This window comes from Streptomyces canus (assembly GCF_041435015.1).
Taxonomy (GTDB): domain Bacteria; phylum Actinomycetota; class Actinomycetes; order Streptomycetales; family Streptomycetaceae; genus Streptomyces; species Streptomyces canus_G.
This window is the reverse complement of record NZ_CP107989.1, coordinates 5,569,222-5,585,677: the sequence shown is the minus strand read 5'-3', so window position 1 is coordinate 5,585,677 and position 16,456 is coordinate 5,569,222. Positions and strand designations below refer to the sequence as shown.

General features: G+C 71.2%; 17 protein-coding genes and 1 tRNA gene. 12 read left to right on the top strand and 6 right to left on the bottom strand.

Annotated elements, in window-relative coordinates; genetic code table 11:
- Positions 1-36: 36 nt before the first annotated feature.
- The 3 genes from OG841_RS25545 to OG841_RS25535 all read left to right on the top strand — a co-directional run bounded on the left by OG841_RS25545 (position 37) and on the right by OG841_RS25535 (position 1,865).
- Entirely contained in the window at positions 37-885 is an 849-nt protein-coding gene (locus OG841_RS25545) for a helix-turn-helix domain-containing protein (RefSeq protein WP_328643576.1), read from the top strand.
- A 67-nt stretch (positions 886-952) separates the two neighbouring features.
- Entirely contained in the window at positions 953-1,300 is a 348-nt protein-coding gene (locus OG841_RS25540) for a hypothetical protein (protein WP_328639367.1), read from the top strand.
- A 43-nt stretch (positions 1,301-1,343) separates the two neighbouring features.
- On the top strand, positions 1,344-1,865 hold the full coding sequence (locus OG841_RS25535) for a GNAT family N-acetyltransferase (RefSeq protein WP_328639368.1): 522 nt from the start codon (positions 1,344-1,346) through the stop codon (positions 1,863-1,865).
- 20 nt (positions 1,866-1,885) lie between these two features.
- Here the strand turns inward: OG841_RS25535 and OG841_RS25530 are convergent, their stop codons facing one another.
- Positions 1,886-3,277 (bottom strand): M1 family metallopeptidase, encoded by a 1,392-nt coding sequence (locus OG841_RS25530; RefSeq protein ID WP_328639369.1) that lies wholly within the window; start codon positions 3,275-3,277, stop codon positions 1,886-1,888.
- 39 nt (positions 3,278-3,316) lie between these two features.
- On the opposite strand from OG841_RS25530, the gene OG841_RS25525 reads away from it, so the two are divergent.
- Positions 3,317-3,817 (top strand): hypothetical protein, encoded by a 501-nt coding sequence (locus OG841_RS25525; RefSeq protein ID WP_328639370.1) that lies wholly within the window; start codon positions 3,317-3,319, stop codon positions 3,815-3,817.
- Between the two features lie 182 nt (positions 3,818-3,999).
- On the opposite strand, the gene OG841_RS25520 is transcribed toward OG841_RS25525, so the two are convergent.
- Positions 4,000-4,722: a pentapeptide repeat-containing protein gene (locus tag OG841_RS25520; RefSeq protein ID WP_328639371.1), complete on the bottom strand. Its 723-nt coding sequence runs from the start codon at positions 4,720-4,722 to the stop codon at positions 4,000-4,002.
- A gap of 130 nt (positions 4,723-4,852) precedes the next feature.
- Here OG841_RS25520 and OG841_RS25515 point away from each other — a divergent pair, with 130 nt between their 5' ends.
- The 3 genes from OG841_RS25515 to OG841_RS25505 all read left to right on the top strand — a co-directional run bounded on the left by OG841_RS25515 (position 4,853) and on the right by OG841_RS25505 (position 8,610).
- Positions 4,853-6,013, top strand: a complete 1,161-nt coding sequence (locus OG841_RS25515; RefSeq protein ID WP_328639372.1) for an NAD(P)-binding protein — start codon at positions 4,853-4,855, stop codon at positions 6,011-6,013.
- Positions 6,014-6,097: 84 nt separating this feature from the next.
- Positions 6,098-7,078 (top strand): zinc-binding dehydrogenase, encoded by a 981-nt coding sequence (locus OG841_RS25510; protein ID WP_365119320.1) that lies wholly within the window; start codon positions 6,098-6,100, stop codon positions 7,076-7,078.
- Between the two features lie 44 nt (positions 7,079-7,122).
- Positions 7,123-8,610, top strand: a complete 1,488-nt coding sequence (locus tag OG841_RS25505; protein WP_328639374.1) for an MFS transporter — start codon at positions 7,123-7,125, stop codon at positions 8,608-8,610.
- A 9-nt stretch (positions 8,611-8,619) separates the two neighbouring features.
- On the opposite strand, the gene OG841_RS25500 is transcribed toward OG841_RS25505, so the two are convergent.
- Both OG841_RS25500 and OG841_RS25495 read right to left on the bottom strand, forming a co-directional pair.
- Positions 8,620-10,017, bottom strand: coding sequence for an NAD(P)/FAD-dependent oxidoreductase (locus OG841_RS25500; RefSeq protein WP_371566908.1), 1,398 nt, complete (start codon positions 10,015-10,017; stop codon positions 8,620-8,622).
- A gap of 11 nt (positions 10,018-10,028) precedes the next feature.
- Positions 10,029-10,682, bottom strand: coding sequence for a rhomboid-like protein (locus tag OG841_RS25495; protein WP_328639376.1), 654 nt, complete (start codon positions 10,680-10,682; stop codon positions 10,029-10,031).
- Here OG841_RS25495 and OG841_RS25490 point away from each other — a divergent pair.
- Genes OG841_RS25490 through OG841_RS25480 form a run of 3 tightly spaced genes read left to right on the top strand, consistent with a single transcriptional unit; the run spans position 10,681 to position 13,105 of the window.
- The gene (locus OG841_RS25490) at positions 10,681-11,616 is read left to right on the top strand and encodes an aminoglycoside phosphotransferase family protein (protein ID WP_371566907.1); all 936 of its coding nucleotides are present in this window, start codon (positions 10,681-10,683) and stop codon (positions 11,614-11,616) included. The genes OG841_RS25495 and OG841_RS25490 overlap by 2 nt on opposite strands.
- Positions 11,613-12,092 (top strand): GNAT family N-acetyltransferase, encoded by a 480-nt coding sequence (locus OG841_RS25485; protein WP_371566906.1) that lies wholly within the window; start codon positions 11,613-11,615, stop codon positions 12,090-12,092. The genes OG841_RS25490 and OG841_RS25485 overlap by 4 nt, the downstream gene beginning before the upstream one ends.
- Complete coding sequence (locus tag OG841_RS25480) at positions 12,089-13,105, top strand: DUF4037 domain-containing protein (RefSeq protein ID WP_371566905.1); 1,017 nt, start codon at positions 12,089-12,091, stop codon at positions 13,103-13,105. The genes OG841_RS25485 and OG841_RS25480 overlap by 4 nt, the downstream gene beginning before the upstream one ends.
- An 18-nt stretch (positions 13,106-13,123) precedes the next feature.
- Here OG841_RS25480 and OG841_RS25475 read toward each other — a convergent pair whose 3' ends face one another.
- Positions 13,124-14,227: an endonuclease/exonuclease/phosphatase family protein gene (locus OG841_RS25475; protein WP_371566904.1), complete on the bottom strand. Its 1,104-nt coding sequence runs from the start codon at positions 14,225-14,227 to the stop codon at positions 13,124-13,126.
- 87 nt (positions 14,228-14,314) lie between these two features.
- On the opposite strand from OG841_RS25475, the gene OG841_RS25470 reads away from it, so the two are divergent.
- Positions 14,315-15,010, top strand: coding sequence for a response regulator transcription factor (locus OG841_RS25470; protein ID WP_328639380.1), 696 nt, complete (start codon positions 14,315-14,317; stop codon positions 15,008-15,010).
- Entirely contained in the window at positions 15,003-16,118 is a 1,116-nt protein-coding gene (locus OG841_RS25465; RefSeq protein ID WP_371566903.1) for a sensor histidine kinase, read from the top strand. The genes OG841_RS25470 and OG841_RS25465 overlap by 8 nt, the downstream gene beginning before the upstream one ends.
- Positions 16,119-16,132: 14 nt before the next feature.
- Here the strand turns inward: OG841_RS25465 and OG841_RS25460 are convergent.
- A tRNA-Thr gene (locus OG841_RS25460) sits at positions 16,133-16,206 on the bottom strand.
- Positions 16,207-16,456 lie beyond the last annotated feature (250 nt).

Genomic DNA, 16,456 nt, shown 5'->3' with positions numbered 1-16,456 from the left:
GAGGGCCTGACCACCAAGGAAGTCGAGACCTTCCCGATGGACACGCAAAACCCTAGCGCGCCCGCGCGCGCCCGGTCCCGTAACGCGGGCAAGAACCACCCCCACACGGGTGGCCTGATCCACGACAACGCCCGCCACACCGAACGATTCGCGGTAATCGGCAACCACCTGACCCAGCACGCGGACCTCTCTCTGCTGGCGATCGGTCTGGCGTGCCACATCCAGTCGCTGCCCCAGGGCGCCCACGTCGACATCAAGACCCTCGCCGACCGGTTCCCCGAGGGCAGGGACCGTATCGCCGCCTCTCTACGGGAACTGGAAACCCACGGCTACCTCCGCCGCACCCGCGAACGCCTCCCCAGCGGCCGCATCATCACCCGCACGGTCTCCTGCAACCAGCCGGGTCACCGCGGCTGGGCCGCCGAAAGCCGCACCCCCGCTGCTCCGAAGCACCGGCAGCCGCCCCGCAAGAGACTCCTCCCCGCCGTACCACAACCGGGCTACCCCGCCCCCGCCCTCCTCCAGCAGGCCACCGACGTCCTGACGGGCCTCCGCCGCCACGACCCCCGTCTACTCCTCTCGGCCACCGACACGGAACACCTGGCCCCCGGAGTCGCCGCCTGGCTGGAACGGGACCTCACCCCCACCGCCGTACGAGACGCCCTGACCGCCCACCTCCCCACAGAGCCCCTGCACCGCCCGGCAGCCCTCCTGGCCCACCGCCTCGCCGCTCAGCTGCCACCCCTGCCCCCATACCGGCCTCCGGCCCCACCCCCGGACGTACAGCACCCGTTCCAGACCTGCGACGGCTGCGACCGCGCCTTCCGCTCACCGACTCCAGGACTCTGCCGTGACTGCCGCACTCCCGTCGCCACCGCCGCCTGAGACCGCTCAGTCACGTCCCCTCCAGCTCACCTCGGTACGCTGGGCGGGGCACTCTCTGGAGGACACCATGAGCACTCAGGCCGACCATGGGCACGAGCTGATCCCCCGTCCCGAGCTGACGCCGGACGCCCTGCGTGCCGCCCTTGCCGTGGTCGCTCCGGGTCGTCTTGACGAAATGCAGGCCATGAAGGACGAGGCCTTCGCCAAAGCTGTCGAATGGCAGTCCCTCAGCCCGGTGCAGAGCTGGGTCCAGATCTGGGCCAGGGACATCGAGATCGCCCGGCGCCCGGACCTGTCCAGCCGCTACACCCAGGCGGAGAACAACCTGGAACACGAGGATCCAGCCATTGCGCAGGAGGCCCTCCGAGAGCTGAGCGCAGTCCTTGAGGAGGCGCTGAAGGCAGTTCGCGAGTGAGCCTCACACCCGGAGCCGCAACGCCTCAACTACTCTGCCCGGCATGCTCCTCACCTCCCTCCCCCTCACCCCCGACCACGACATCCCGGCGCCCCTCCTGACCGAACTCACCGCCCTGTACGCCGCCAACCGTGACTTCATGGCCCTCAGCGGGGACTTCCCGGACCCGGACGACATCCGGCCGGAGCAGGTGGCGGCGGCGCTGGCCGAGGAGCTGGCGCATCCGGACGCGGAGGTGCTGCTGGCGCGCAGTGAGGGCCGGCTGGTCGGGGTGGCCATCACGCTCGCCCGGCACCCGGACCCGGCCGACCCGGACCCGTGGATCGGGCTGCTGATGGTGGACGCGGACGTACATCGGCAGGGCTACGGCCGTCGGCTCGCCGCCCTCGTCGAGGACCGCTTCCGCACCGAGGGCCGCACCGCCGTACGTCTCGCCGTCCTCGACGGCAACGACCGCGCCCTCGCCTTCTGGACGGCCCTCGGCTACGAGGTCATCGACCACCGGTCGGACCTGCAACACGGGCGGCCCTGCTCGGTGTTGCGCAAGCCGCTGTCGGAGGGCTGACAGGACCATGCCCCACCCGACTACGCCCGCTCCGGCTTCCCGTCCCCGTACAGCCACTGCTCCCAGATCGGGTCGAAGTCCTCGTCGGGGGCGAGCCGTTCGACGTACGTCGTGAAGTCGTCGGTGTCCGCGGTGCCGTGGCGGTGGGTGGTGGGCCAGTGCCGGAGGAGGGCGCGGAAGGCCGTGTCGCCGAGCCGCTGGCGGATCTTGTGGAGGACCATCGCGCCGCGCTGGTAGACGGGGCTGTCGGAGAGGTGCGCGGCGCTCGACGGCTTGCCGGGCGGGAAGGACCAGAGGTCGTCGTAGACGTCCTCGCCGTGCGTGTACAGCTCGTCGAAGGTCTTCTGGGCGCTGTCGCCGCCGTGGTCCTCGGCCCACAGCCACTCGGCGTAGGTCGCGAAGCCCTCGTTGAGCCACATGTCCCGCCAGGTCTTCGGCGTGACCGAGTCGCCGTACCACTGGTGGGCGAGTTCGTGGACGAGGGTCCCGGTGTCGGGGGCGCCGGGGAAGAAGGGGCGGTTCTGGGTCTCCAGGGCGTAGCCGGCGTCGCCCTCGCGGTCCACGATCGCGCCGGTGGAGGAGAAGGGGTACGGGCCGAAGGTGTTCTCCGCCCACTTCATCACAGCGGGGATCTGCGCCAGCACCTTCCGGCTGCCGTCGGCCTCCGCCGGGTCGACGGCGGTGTAGACGGGCAGGCCGTCGGGGGTGGTGGTGCGGTGGATGTCGTAGTCGCCGATCGCGAGGGTGGTGAGGTAGCTCGCCATGGGTTCGGCGGTGTGCCAGGTGGTGGTCGTACGGCCGCCGCTGGTCCGGCTCGCCGTCAACTCGCCGTTGGAGACGGCCTGGAGGCCCTCGGGCACGGTGATCGTGAGGTCGTAGGACGCCTTGTCGGAGGGGTGGTGGTTGCCGGGGAACCAGGCCATCGAGCCGTTCGGTTCGCCGAGGGCCACCGCGCCGTCCTCGGTGGGCAGCCAGCCCTCCTCGGAGCCGTCCGGGTCGGTGATCGTCTTCGGGGTGCCGGAGTAGGTGACGGTCACGCGGAAGGCGCTGCCCTCGTCGAGGTCGTCGTGCGGGCGTACGGTCAGCTCCTGGCCGGTGCGGTTCCAGCGGGCCTCGTCGCCGCCGACGGTGACCTTCTCGACGTCCAGCCCTTCGAGGTCGAGGTCGAAGGCGGAGAGGTCCTGGGTGGCGCGGGCGGTGAGGGTCGCGGTGCCGGAGAGCCTCGAGGTGTCGGGGTCGTAGGCGAGGTCGAGGTCGTAGTGGGTGACGTCGTAGCCGCCGTTGCCGGCCTTCGGGAAGTACGGGTCGCGCAGGCCGGAGCCGCCGGGGGTGCCGTGCACTCCGCCGCCGCAGGCGGTGAGGGCGGTCGCGAGGAGCAGGGCGGTGGGGACGAGCGGCGCGGATCGGGACACGCGGTGATCCTATGAGAGGCCCGTGACACCATCTCGTACGTGCTCGACATCGGCTACGCCCTCTCCAACCGCTTCCCTGACCCGCCGCAGACCGACTACCGCCGCGCGGACGTCCACGCGCTGCGGCACGACCTGTTCTGCGGAGACGTCTATCTCGCGGACACCAAGGAGGACCGGGAACTGTCCACAGCCTGGGGATGGGTGCCGGTGCTCGACTTCGCGTGGGCGCTGTGCGACATCGCGGAACGTCTCGACCGCGACCCCGCGGGCTCCCGCGCCTCCCGCCCCCAGCACGCGGAGCTCGACTTCACCGAGTCCACCGACCGCATGCTCTTCGAGCGCCGCTTCGGCTGGGTGGACATCGAGGCCGACTGGATGCCGGTGGAGGAGCCCCCGCTCACCTTCTCCCACGCGGACCTGCGCCGCGAGGCCCGCGACTTCCTGCACGACCTCATCGCCGACCTGGTCGACCTCCACGACGACCTGGGCGAGAACCCGGCGATCTGGACGCTCCAGGCACGGTTCCCGAGGATGAAGTGATCATGGCGAGCCGGCATCCCGGCCGACGAGGATCTGCTGCGGTCGGGCCGGTGCCCTGGTCGAAGGGGTAACGTCGGCCACTGCGACCGCGCGCACCGCGGGCCGCCCGACGCCCACAACTGCGCCCGGAACCCAAGGCTCGGCCGCACCTCCGGCAGCTCGGAAGAGAGCCCGCGCCCCCCTCACCCCTCCACCCGGATCCCCACCTCCGCCGCCAACGCCGGTGCCAGGTCGAGCAGTTGTGACGCGCTGATCACCGCCCCGGCCAGCCGGTCGATCCCCCGGGCGATCTCCAGTACCGCGGCGCCGCGCAGGTCCACGTCCTTGAGGGTCGCCGCCGTGAGGTCCGCGCCCTTGAGGGTGCAGTCCACGAACTCCACACGCTCCAGCCGTGCGCCGCCGAAGTCCGGTTCCACCAGGACGCAGCTCTCGAAGACGACGTCCTTCAGGACCGCCGTGCGCAGGTTCAGGTAGTCGATCTTGCCGCCTCGGATCACGACGCGCTCCAGGGCCGCGCCGTGCAACTGCACTCCGCCCAGGCGGGCGTCGATCAGCTCGACGTCGCGCAGGGTCGACTCCGCCAGGTCGGTGCCCACGCCCCGTATGCCGGTGAGGACCGAGTCGAGGAAGCGGGCGTGGTGCAGCCGGGTCTCGTCCAGCGCGCAGCTTCTCAGCGCGCAGTCCATGAAACGGGCCCCCGCCCCGTCCTGCCCCGCGAGGTCCGCCTCCAGGAACTCCAGCCCGTCGTAGTCCCCGTCCGGCTCCAGCTCTCCTCCCCCGTGCGGCTCCAGCGGCGGCAGCCGCACCTCCGGCCGCCGCGCCCCCTTCACCCGCGAGCCACCCGCACCGCGCACACCGCCGGAACCACCGGACCCGCTCGCCCCAGCCGTCGCTCTCCTCGCCATGCCCCCATCCTGCACCCCACCACTGACAATCCCCCTGACCTGCACAGACAGCCCCCATGTCACATTCCGGTGCCCCGAATCAGTCATACCGACGACGGACCAGACCCCCGAGCAGAGGGAGACCCCAGCCATGCACCGCATCACCGTCATCGGCGGCGGCCTCGCCGGGCTGACCGCGGCGATCTCCGCCGCCGAGGCGGGCGCCAAGGTCACCGTGTACGAGGCCCATCACACGCTCGGCGGCCGGGCCAGGACCGCCGAGGGGCCGTACCGCACGAACGACGGCCCGCACGCTCTCTACAACGGCGGCCCGCACTGGTCCTGGCTCCAGCAGCGCGACCTCATCGGCCCCCTCGCACCGCTCCCCCCTCTGGAGGCGGCCCGGCTGCGGCTGAGGCACAAGGGCGTACTGCGCCGCACCCCGCCCTTCGCGATGCTCAAGCTGCTGCGCCGCAGTGCCCAACAGGCTCCCGTCGACGTGGACTTCCTGTCCTGGGCCACCGCGCAGGCCGGCGAGGAGGGCGCCCGCGCCGCCGCCCACTACTCCGCCGTCGCCCTGTTCCATCACGACCCGGGCTCCCTGTCCGCCGCGTTCGTGCAGGAACGGCTGCGGCGTGCCACCAAGCTGCCGCCCGAGGCGCACTACCCGCGCGGCGGCTGGGCCGGCGTCGTCGACCGGATGGCCGCCCGCGCCTGGAACCTGGGCGTCCGGATGGAGACCCTGTCCCGCGTCGACACGCTGCCCACCGACGCCCCGGTCGTCGTCGCCACCTCCCTCGACGCGGCCCGGCGGCTCCTCGGCGACGACTCGCTGACCTGGCCGAGCGGCCGTACGACACTCCTCGACCTGGCCCTGCGCACCCGGCGGGGTGACGCCTTCGCCGTCTCCGACCTCGATTCCCCCGGCTGGATCGAACGGTTCACCGCCCAGGACCGCACCCTGGCACCCGAGGGCGAACAGCTCCTCCAGGGGCAGATCCCGATCGCCCCGCACGAGACCAGGGCGGACGGGGTCGCGCGCGCGGAGCAGCTGCTCGATCTCGCCTTCGACGGCTGGCGCGAACGCGTCACCTGGCGGCGCGAGTCCGTCGCGAACGGCCGTACGGGAGCCGTCGACCTGCCCGGCACGAACTGGCGCGACCGGCCGGCCGTCGACCGGGGCGACGGCGTGTATCTCGCGGGCGACCAGGTCGCGGCGCCCGGGGTGCTCTCGGAGGTCTCCTTCACCAGCGCGCTCACCGCCGTATCGCTGGCCCTCGGCCGGAACGCCCTTGACCTCAAGCATGCTTGAGGTCGGAGGGTGGTGTCCTGCCGACAGAGCCCTGCCCGCAGAGTCCCAGCCTGCAGAGCTCCCGCCCACCGAGGGAGTCCCTCCATGCACGCCATCCGCCTGCACACCTTCGGCCCCGCCGAGAACCTCACCTACGAGCAGACCGACGACCCGGCACCGGCCCCCGGCCAGGTCCGTATCGCCGTACGGGCGGCCGGTGTCCACCTCCTGGACACCGCCCTGCGCGAGGGGCAGCAGGGACCGCTGCCCCGGCCGACCACGCTGCCCACCATCCCCGGCCGGGAGGTCGCCGGAGTCGTCGAGTCCCTCGGGGACGGCGTCGCCGAGCTGTGGCTCGGCAAGCGCGTGGCCGCTCACCTGGGCTTCGCTCCCGGCGGTTACGCCGAACTCGCCGTCACCGATGTCGACCGCGTCCACGAGATCCCCGGGAACCTCGACTTCGCCCAGGCCGTCGCCATGATCGGCACGGGCCGTACGGCGATGGGGATCCTGCAGTTCGCCGAGCTCGGCCCGGACTCGGTGGCCGTGGTCCCGGCGGCCGCCGGAGGCATCGGCACGCTCCTCGTGCAGTACGCGAAGAACGCCGGAGCGACCGTCGTCGGTCTCGCGGGCGGACCGTCGAAAACGGCACAGGTGCACGCCAACGGCGCCGATCTCGCCGTCGACTACAAGGACTCCGCGTGGCCCGGGAAGGTCCGCGCCTTCCTCGGCGGCCGGCCCGCCACGGTGGTCTTCGACGGCGTGGGCGGCGAGGTCGCCCGCGAGTGCGTCGCCCTTCTCGGCGACCAAGGCCGGCACATCGTCTTCGGCTGGTCCGGCGAGGGGATCCACGACGGCCGGCCGTACCTCGTCGAAGGCGTCTCCGAGCAGGTCCTCGGGCCCGTCATGGCACAGAAGGCCGGCGGCCCCCACCCGATCCGCACCCTCGAACTGCGCGCCCTCGCCGAAGCCGCCGCGGGCCGTCTCACCCCCGCCGTACAGCGTTTCCCGCTCGCCGACGCGGCCGCCGCGCACCGGGCGCTGGAGACCCGCGGCACGACCGGAAAGGTGGTCCTGGAGCCATGACACGTCCAGATGCGACGCGTACCGATCCATGGTCTTCTGACCAGATGAGCGTCACCCAGTCAGCCGAATCGGCGGACCCCCGTCGCTGGTGGGGCCTGGTGGTCATCGCCCTCGCGCAGCTGATGGTCGTCCTCGACGCGACCATCGTGAACATCGCGCTTCCCTCCGCACAGCAGGACCTGGGCATGTCCGACGCCAACCGGCAGTGGGTCATCACCGCCTACACGCTCGCCTTCGGCGGCCTCCTCCTGCTCGGCGGCCGCATCGCCGACCTGGTGGGCCGCAAGCGCACCTTCGTGATCGGCCTGGTCGGCTTCGCCGCCGCCTCCGCACTCGGCGGCGCCGCCACCGGCTCCGGCATGCTCTTCGCGGCCCGCGCCCTCCAGGGCGCGTTCGCGGCCTTGCTCGCCCCCTCCGCGCTGTCGCTGCTGACCACGACGTTCACCGATCCCAAGGAGCGCGGAAAGGCCTTCGGGATCTACGGCGCTCTCGCGGGCTCCGGTTCCGCCATCGGGTTCATCGTCGGCGGGCTGCTCACCGAGTACCTCAACTGGCGCTGGTGCCTCTACGTCAACGTGCCCATCGCCGTCGCCGCCGTCTTCGGCGCCCTCGCGCTGCTGCACGACCGCCCCGGCCACGCGGGCGCCCGCCTCGACGTGCCCGGTGCGCTGCTGGGCTGCGGCGGCCTGGTCGCGATCGTCTACGGCTTCAGCGAGGCCCAGCCCCGGGGCTGGAGCGACCCCCTGGTGCTGACCCTGATCGCGGGGGGCGTCGTACTCCTCGCGGTCTTCGTGTGGTGGCAGTCCCGGGCCCCCATGCCCCTCCTCCCCCTGCACATCGTCAAGGACCGCAACCGCGCGGGCTGCTTCCTGACCATGGGACTCGCCGTCATCGGGATGTTCGGGCTGTTCCTGTTCATGACCTACTACCTCCAGGTCGTGATGGCCTACTCCCCCGTGCGGACCGGCCTCGCCTTCCTGCCGATGACCGCCGCGATCATCGTCGGCTCCACCCAGATCTCGGCCCGGCTGATGAACCGCGTCCCACCGCGCATGCTCATGGCCCCCGGCATGGTCCTCGCCGCGGGCGGCATGCTGATCCTGACGCAGATGACCGTGAACAGCTCGTACGCGACCGAGATCCTGCCCGCCCTGCTCCTCATGGGCCTCGGCATGGGCCTCACGTTCATGCCGGTGTTCTCCACCGCCACCGCGGGCGTCGCTCCGCACGACTCCGGCGTGACCTCGGCGACCATCAACACCTCGCAGCAGGTGGGCGGTTCGATCGGCACGGCCCTGCTCAACACCATCGCCACCACCAGCAGCACCGCCTACGTCGCCGCCCACCTCACCGACCCGTCGAAGAAGGCCCTGATCGTCAGCGAGGGCGTCGTCCACGGCTACACGGTGGCCATCTGGTGGGCCGTCGGCATCATGCTCCTGGCCGGCCTGATCGCGGGCCTGATGGTGACGGCGAAGCCACCGAAGCAGGGCGCTCCCGCGGGAGCCCCGGTACCGGAGTCGGTGGCCTGAGCGCCGGGCTCAGTGCCGTCCGGCGATCCGGTCCGCCCACCGCGCCAGCCGGGACGACTCGGCGCGGTGGCTGGTGAGTTCGCGCCGGTCCGCCGTGCGGTACGTGGCGTACATGCCCTGCACACCCAGCCACCGCAGCGGCTCCGGCTCCCACCTGCGCACCTGGTGACCGACCCACGGCAGTTCGGTGAGCTCGGTCCGGCCGCCCTGCCCCGAGTCCTGCTGGACCAGGTCGCGCAGGGTCCGGGCGGCCAGGTTGGCGGCGGCGACGCCCGAACCGACGTAACCGCCCGCCCAGCCGATCCCCGTCGAACGGTCCAGCGTCACCGACGCGCACCAGTCGCGCGGCACACCGAGCACCCCCGACCAGGCGTGCGCGATCCGCGTCCCGGCCAGCATCGGGAAGAACCCCACGAGGATCTCCCGCAGCGCCTCGACCGTCGCCGCCTGCGTCCGCCCGTCGTTGTCGGTACGCGAACCGAAGCGGTACGGCACCCCGCGCCCGCCCAGCGCGATCCGCCCGTCGGCGGTGCGCTGCGCGTACATGTAGGCGTGCGCCATGTCCCCCAGCGTCTGGCGCCCCTCCCAGCCGATCGCCGCCCACTGCGCGTCGGTCAGCGGCTCGGTGGCGATCATCGAGGAGTTCATCGGCAGCCAGGTCCGCTTCTGGCCCTTCAGAGCGGCGGTGAAGCCCTCCGTGCAGCGCAGGACATAGGGCGCGCGGACGGTGCCGTACGGCGTGACCGCGTGCTTGGGCCGGATCTCCGTCACCGGCGTCTGCTCGTGGAGGGTCACGCCCAGCGCCTCGACGGCCGCCGCGAGCCCCTTCACCAGCCGCACCGGATGCACCCGCGCCCCGTGCGGCGTCCACGACGACCCGACCGCGTCCGCGACCCGGATCCGCTCGGCCGTCTCCCGGGCCCCGTACAGCTCACGGTCCTTCTCGCCGTACGCCAGCTCGTGCTCGTGGAAGGCCCTCAGCCGCGCCAACTGCGCGGGCGTACGCGCGACCTCGAGGACGCCTCCCTCGTGGAGCCCGGCGTCGAAGCCCTCCTCGCCGACGGCCCGGACGACCTCGTCGACGGTGTCGTTCATGGCCTTCTGCAGACGTACGGCGGCCTCGTGGCCGTGCAGTTTCGCGTACCGGTCGCGGCCCGCGATGCCGTTGTAGAGCCAGCCGCCGTTGCGCCCGGAGGCGCCGTAGCCGCAGAACTTCTGCTCCAGAACGGTGATCCGCAGGAAGGGCACGGCCTTCTTCAGGTAGTACGCCGTCCACAGTCCCGTGTACCCGCCGCCGACGATCACCACGTCCGCCGACGCGTCACCGCCGAGCGGCTCCCGCGCCTCGGGAAAGCCGTCGTCCGCGTACCAGAAGGAGATGCCGCCGTTCACGGCAGTGCTGCTCATGGCCCGGGACGTTAACCCGTCGGCGCGGCCGCTGTCTCCTTCGGATTCCGTGCTTTTTCGCGCCCCGTCACCAGCGGCCGACACCCGAACCCGATCAGCACCGAAGTGAAGTGCCCCAGATCGGTGAAGGTCCGCCCGGTCACCAGCGGTACCGCGTACACGACGAGGACCGCGAACCCGTAGACGTACCGCCAAGGCGCCGGAATCCGGTACACGAGCACGGCGATCACCCCGGCCAGGGCGTAACTCACCCCGATGTCCAGCGTGTCGACCGCGGACGCGGGCGCCATGCCGTGCCGGATCCCCCACAGCAGCGCCCCCTCGCTGATCAGCGTGGCCAGTACGTGAGCCGCCGCACACACCGCCAGCCAGCGCGCGGTCCCCAGCCAGCGCTCCGCCGGCGCGTGAAAGACGGAGTACAGGACGACGTACGGCAGCCAGTGTCCGCTGTCGATCCACATCGCGCTGGCGACCAGCACCCGCACCGGATTGCTCGACAGCTCATGGATGTTGGTCGAGCGCTGCCGCAGGAACTCCTCCTCGAACTCCGGCGACATGTGGTGCAGCGCCACCGTCGTCACGAACAGGACCGCCAGCCACACATAGGTGCCGGGGGCGCTGCGGACGTAGGCCCACACCCGGTGGGCACCCCGGTTAATTCGCATGAGGCGATTCACCCACGCCGGTAGGGTCCGGCACGTGATCGACATCCCGGAGGAACTGGCGGCGGCACAGGAGCGCTACAACGGCGACAAGGGCCGGAAGTTCATCGCCGGACTGCCGACCCTGGTCGAGGACTTCCTGGAGCGCTGGGACCTCAGGCCGGACGGCTCCCCCATGCACGGCGTCACCGCGCTGGTCCTGCCCGTCGTCCGCCGGTCCGACGGCACCCCGGCCGCCCTCAAACTCCAGCTCCTCGACGAGGAGAGCGTCGGCGAACCCGTCGCCCTGCGCCTCTGGGACGGCGACGGCGCGGTCCGCCTCCTCGACCACGACCCGGTCACCCACACCATGCTCCTGGAGCGCCTCGACTCCGACCGCATGCTGTCCACCCTGCCCGGAACCCGCGACGCGGTCCTCGTCATCGCCGGTCTGCTCGCCCACCTGACCGCCACCCCGGCCCCGGCCGGTATGCGGCACCTCGGCGACATCGCACAGGCCATGCTGGACAGGACCCCCGCGGCCCTGAAACGCGTCCCCGACACGGAAACCCGCCGTACCGTCGCCGACTGCGCGGCCGCCGTACGCGAAGTCGTGGACGAACCCGGCGACCGGCTCCTGCACTGGGACCTGCACGACGAGAACGTCCTCGCCTCCGAGCGCTCGCCCTGGCTCGCCATCGACCCCAAACCCCTCGCCGGCGACCCCGGGTTCGAACTCTGGCCCGCCCTCGACAACCGCTTCGACGCCGACGAGATCACCTGGCGCTTCGACGCCATGACCGACGTCCTCGGCCTGGACCGCGCCCGCGCGCGTGCCTGGACCCTGGGACGGCTGCTCCAGAACAGCCTCTGGGACATCGAGGACGGCCGCCCCATAGAACCCCGCCAACTCGACATCGCCCACCGCCTGCGCACCCACCGGAGCCGACAGCCGTGATCCGCCCCGCCACCCCCGCCGACATCACCGCGATCCACGCCCTCATCCGCGAACTCGCGGAATACGAAAGGGCGCTGGAGGAGGCGAAGGCGACCGAGGAACAACTCCACGAAGCCCTTTTCGGCTCCCGCCCCGCGACCTTCGCGCATGTGGCGACCGACGACACCACCGACGCGGTGATCGGCTACGCGATCTGGTTCCTCAACTTCTCCACCTGGCGCGGAGTCCACGGCATCCACCTCGAGGACCTCTACGTCCGTCCCACGGCCCGCGGCGGCGGCCACGGCAAGGCCCTGCTCACCGCACTCGCCCGCATCTGCGTCGAGCGCGGCTACCAGCGCCTCGAATGGTCCGTCCTGAACTGGAACACCCCCGCGATCGACTTCTACAAGGCCCTCGGCGCCCGCCCCCAGGACGAATGGACGGTCTACCGCCTGACCGACGAAGCCCTCGCACAGGCCTCCGGCACACCGTGAGCACGCCCGCCTTCGTCCCCGGCCTCGAACTCTCCCGCCGCTTCTACGCCGAGGCCGTGGGCCCCCTCCTGGAGGAAACCGCCCCGGGGATCCCGCACTCCGCCGCACGCATCGGCCCCGGCTCCGAAGTCCTCGGCTACGACACCCCGCGCTCCGCCGACCACGAATGGGGCCCGCGCCTCCAGATCTTCCTGCGCTCCCAGGACGTCCCGCGCCACGCGGAACGTATCGGACACGTCCTCTCCGAGCGCCTCCCGAAGACCTTCCACGGCTGGCCCACGCACTTCGCGCCCACCGGCGAGACCCGCGACATCCGCGTCATGCGTGCCACCGACGGCCCCGTCCACCACCGCGTCGAGGTCACCCACGTCTCCTCGTGGTTCACCGACACACTCGGCTTCGACCCGACCCGCGCGATCACTCCCGCCCACTGGCTCGGCACCCCCACCCAACGCCTCGCCGAGGTCACCGCCGGAGCCGTCTTCCACGACGGCCTGCACGCCCTCGCCCCCGCCCGCGCCGCCCTGCGCTGGTACCCCCACGACCTGTGGCTCCACGTCCTGGCCCGCCAATGGCAGCGCCTCTCCCACGAGGAGGCCTTCGTCGGCCGCTGCGGCGAGGTCGGCGACGAACTCGGCTCGGCCGTCGTCGCCGCCCGCCAGACCCGCCACCTGATGCGCCTGTGCCTCCTCATGGACCGCCGCTACCCGCCGTACGGCAAATGGCTCGGCAGCGCCTTCGCCCACACCGCTGCGGGCGACCGCCTCACCCCGGTTCTCAGGACCGCCCTCGCGGCCACCGACTGGCACGACCGCGAGCACCATCTCGCCGCCGCCTACGAAACCGTCGCCGACCTGCACAACCAACTCGGCCTCACCGACCGCCTCGACCCGACGACAAGGCCGTACCACTCACGCCCCTACCGCGTCCTGCACGCGGAACGGTTCGCGCAGGCCCTGACGGGACGCATCGCCGACCCGTCGATTCGGGAACTGCCGCTGCCGCTGCCGTAGAGAGCCCCTGCGCGGGTCTCACCAGCTGATCCCGGCCGCCACCGGTCGGTGGTCGCTGCCGGTGGCCGGCAGCACCCAGGAACTCTCCGGCTCCACACCGCGCACCAGGATCTGGTCGATCCGCGCCACCGGGAACCTCTCCGGCCACGTGAAACCGAAGCCGTCCCCGGCCGCGTCCTGGACCGAGCGCAGCCGCGAGGTCAGGCCGGCGAACGCACGGTCGTCCGTCGTGCCGTTCAGATCACCGAGCAGCACCACCCGCCCGCTCGGCTCAGCGGCCACTGCCTTGGCCAGCGCCTTCGCGTTACGGTCCCGGCTGCCCGTCCAGAAGCCCGTCCTGGGCATCACCCGTACGGACCCCAGGTGGGCCACGTACACCGCCAACGGACCCCGGCTCGTGGCCACCGTGGCGCGCAACGCGCGGTTGTAGGACAGCTTGACGGCGGCCGGCTTGGTGGCCCCCAGCGGCCCGGCGTCCATCTCGGTGTCCACCGGCCGGACGTCCGACAGCGGCAGCCTGCTCCACAACCCGACCGTGCCCAACACCTTGTGGTACGGATACGCCTTCGCCAGAGCCTTCTCGTACACCGGCCTCGCCTGCGGGGTGATCTCCTCCAGACCCAGCACATCCGCCCCGGAGGCGACCAGGTCGCGGGCGGTACCGACCGGGTCGCGGTTGCCCGCACCGACGTTGTGGCCGGCCACGACGAGGTCACCGCCCGAGTGGGACCTGTCACCGAGCAGCCCGCCGAAGAGACTCAGCCACACCGTGACCGGCAACAGCAGCGCGACCACCGCGGAAGCGGAGCGACGCCACAGCGCCCCGGCCAGCAGCACCGGCACGAACAGGCCGAACCACGGCAGGAAGGTCTCCATCAGACTGCCGAGACCCCCGTAGTCCGTGATCTCCGCATGCAGCAGCATCAGCAGGCCGAGCAGCAACGCCAGCGCCGCGAGCACCGGGCCGCGCTTCCAGGGACCCGGCCGGGAGCAGGCGCGGAACACTCGACGGATGCCGGCCCGCCGGACACCGGGGGCGGCGTCCCCACGACCGGAGCCACCCTGTGGGAACGGGCGAGTCCGGCGGGTCACTGTCCGTACCGAGGGCGGGGTTCGCGTCATGCCACCAGTCAAAGCAGCGCGCTGTTGCCCGCACGTATGCGGTTTTCGATACGCCGGCGATATGCGCCCACTCGTAGCATCGAAGGCATGCGTGTGTTGATCGTCGAGGACGAGCTCTACATGGCAGAAGCCATCCGCGATGGTCTACGCCTCGAAGCGATCGCCGCAGACATCGCGGGCGACGGCGACACCGCGCTGGAACTGCTGAGCATCAACACCTACGACATCGCCGTCCTCGACCGGGACATCCCCGGCCCCTCCGGTGACGAGATCGCCAAACGCATCATCGACTCCGGAAGCGGCATGCCGATCCTCATGCTCACCGCCGCCGACCGCCTCGACGACAAGGCCACCGGCTTCGAACTCGGCGCCGACGACTACCTCACCAAACCCTTCGAACTCCAGGAACTCGTCCTCCGCCTCCGAGCCCTCGACCGCAGGCGCGCCCACAGCAGACCGCCCGTGCGGGAGATCGCGGGTCTGCGTCTGGACCCGTTCCGCCGAGAGGTCTACCGGAACGGCCGCTACGTCGCGCTGACCCGGAAGCAGTTCGCCGTCCTCGAAGTCCTCGTCGGCGCCGAAGGCGGCGTCGTCAGCGCCGAACAACTCCTGGAACGCGCGTGGGACGAGAACGCCGACCCGTTCACCAACGCCGTACGCATCACCGTCTCGGCCCTGCGCAAACGGCTCGGCGAACCCTGGGTCATCGCCACCGTTCCGGGCGCCGGATACCGCATCGACGTCCAGCCGGACGCCGGCCACGAGGGAGACCAGCGTGGATAGGGCACCAGGCGTGAGCGTTCGCCTCAAACTCACCCTCAGCTACGCCGGATTCCTCATGCTGGCCGGAGTCCTGCTGCTTGCCGCCGTATGGCTGTTCCTCCTGCGCTACGTCCCCGACCGCGCGATGCTCTACAACCCCGACGACATGCCCTCGGGCGGTGTCTTTCCCATCCGCTCCGCCCTCCTGGCCGTGTTCGCTCCGAGGGCAGCCGCCGTACTGGCCTTCCTGCTCGTGTTCGGCCTCGTCGGGGGCTGGATCCTCGCCGGCCGCATGCTCGCCCCCCTGACGCGCATCGCGGACGCCACCCGCAGGGCCACCCACGGATCGCTCTCCCACCGGATCCGGCTCCCGGGCCGCAAGGACGAGTTCCGCGAACTCGCCGACGCCTTCGACGCGATGCTCGCCCGCCTCGAAGCACACGTCGCCGAACAGCGCAGATTCGCGGCCAACGCCTCCCACGAACTACGCACCCCGCTGGCGGTCTCCAAGGCCCTCCTCGACGTGGCCCGCACCGATCCGAACCGCGACACCGGCGAACTCATCGACCGCCTCCACACCGTCAACACCCGGGCGATCGAACTCACCGAAGCCCTGCTCCTGGCCGGCCGCGCCGAACAGCGGTCGTTCACCCGGGAACCCGTCGACCTGTCCCTCCTGGCGGAAGAAGCCACCGAAACCCTTCTCCCCCTCGCGGAAAAGCACGGCGTCACCCTCGAAACCAGGGGCGAGATCACCACCACGACCGGATCACCGGCACTGCTGCTCCAGCTGACCATGAACCTCGTGCACAACGCGATCGTCCACAACCTGCCCGACCAGGGCACCGTGTGGGTCCACACCGACACCCGCCCCGGAACAGCGGTGCTCACCATCGAGAACACCGGCGAAAAGCTCGCCCCGGAACTGATCCCGACCCTCACCGAACCCTTCCAGCGCGGCACCGAACGCATCCACACCGACCACGCGGGCGTCGGCCTCGGCCTGGCCATCGCCAAGACCATCACCCACGCCCACGACGGAACGCTCACCCTGACCCCGCGCCCCATGGGCGGCCTCCGGATCAGCGTAGAGCTGCCCACACAAAACCCCAGGCCAGACGGGGTCTGACCTGGGGTTTACAGAGCCCCCTGTCGGATTCGAACCGACGACCTGCTCATTACAAGTGAGCTGCTCGTTCCAGCTGAGCTAAGGAGGCGCCGCGTACCAGAACGCCGTACGCGAAGGCGGCTCCACTGTACACAGCGCTCGTTTCCTCTAGCCACGAAGTTCGGCACGCCACACGCTCCCAAAACCGTGCGTAACCATCCGTGCACCCGTTCGTTGATCGAGCTGACGTGCTATCCGAAGATCGGATCGTCAGGGAGGGGCCGTGGGGGAGACAGAGACCGAGCGCGTCAAACGCGAGGTCCTCGACATCGGCGAGCGCCGCAAGGCGACTCCGGTCA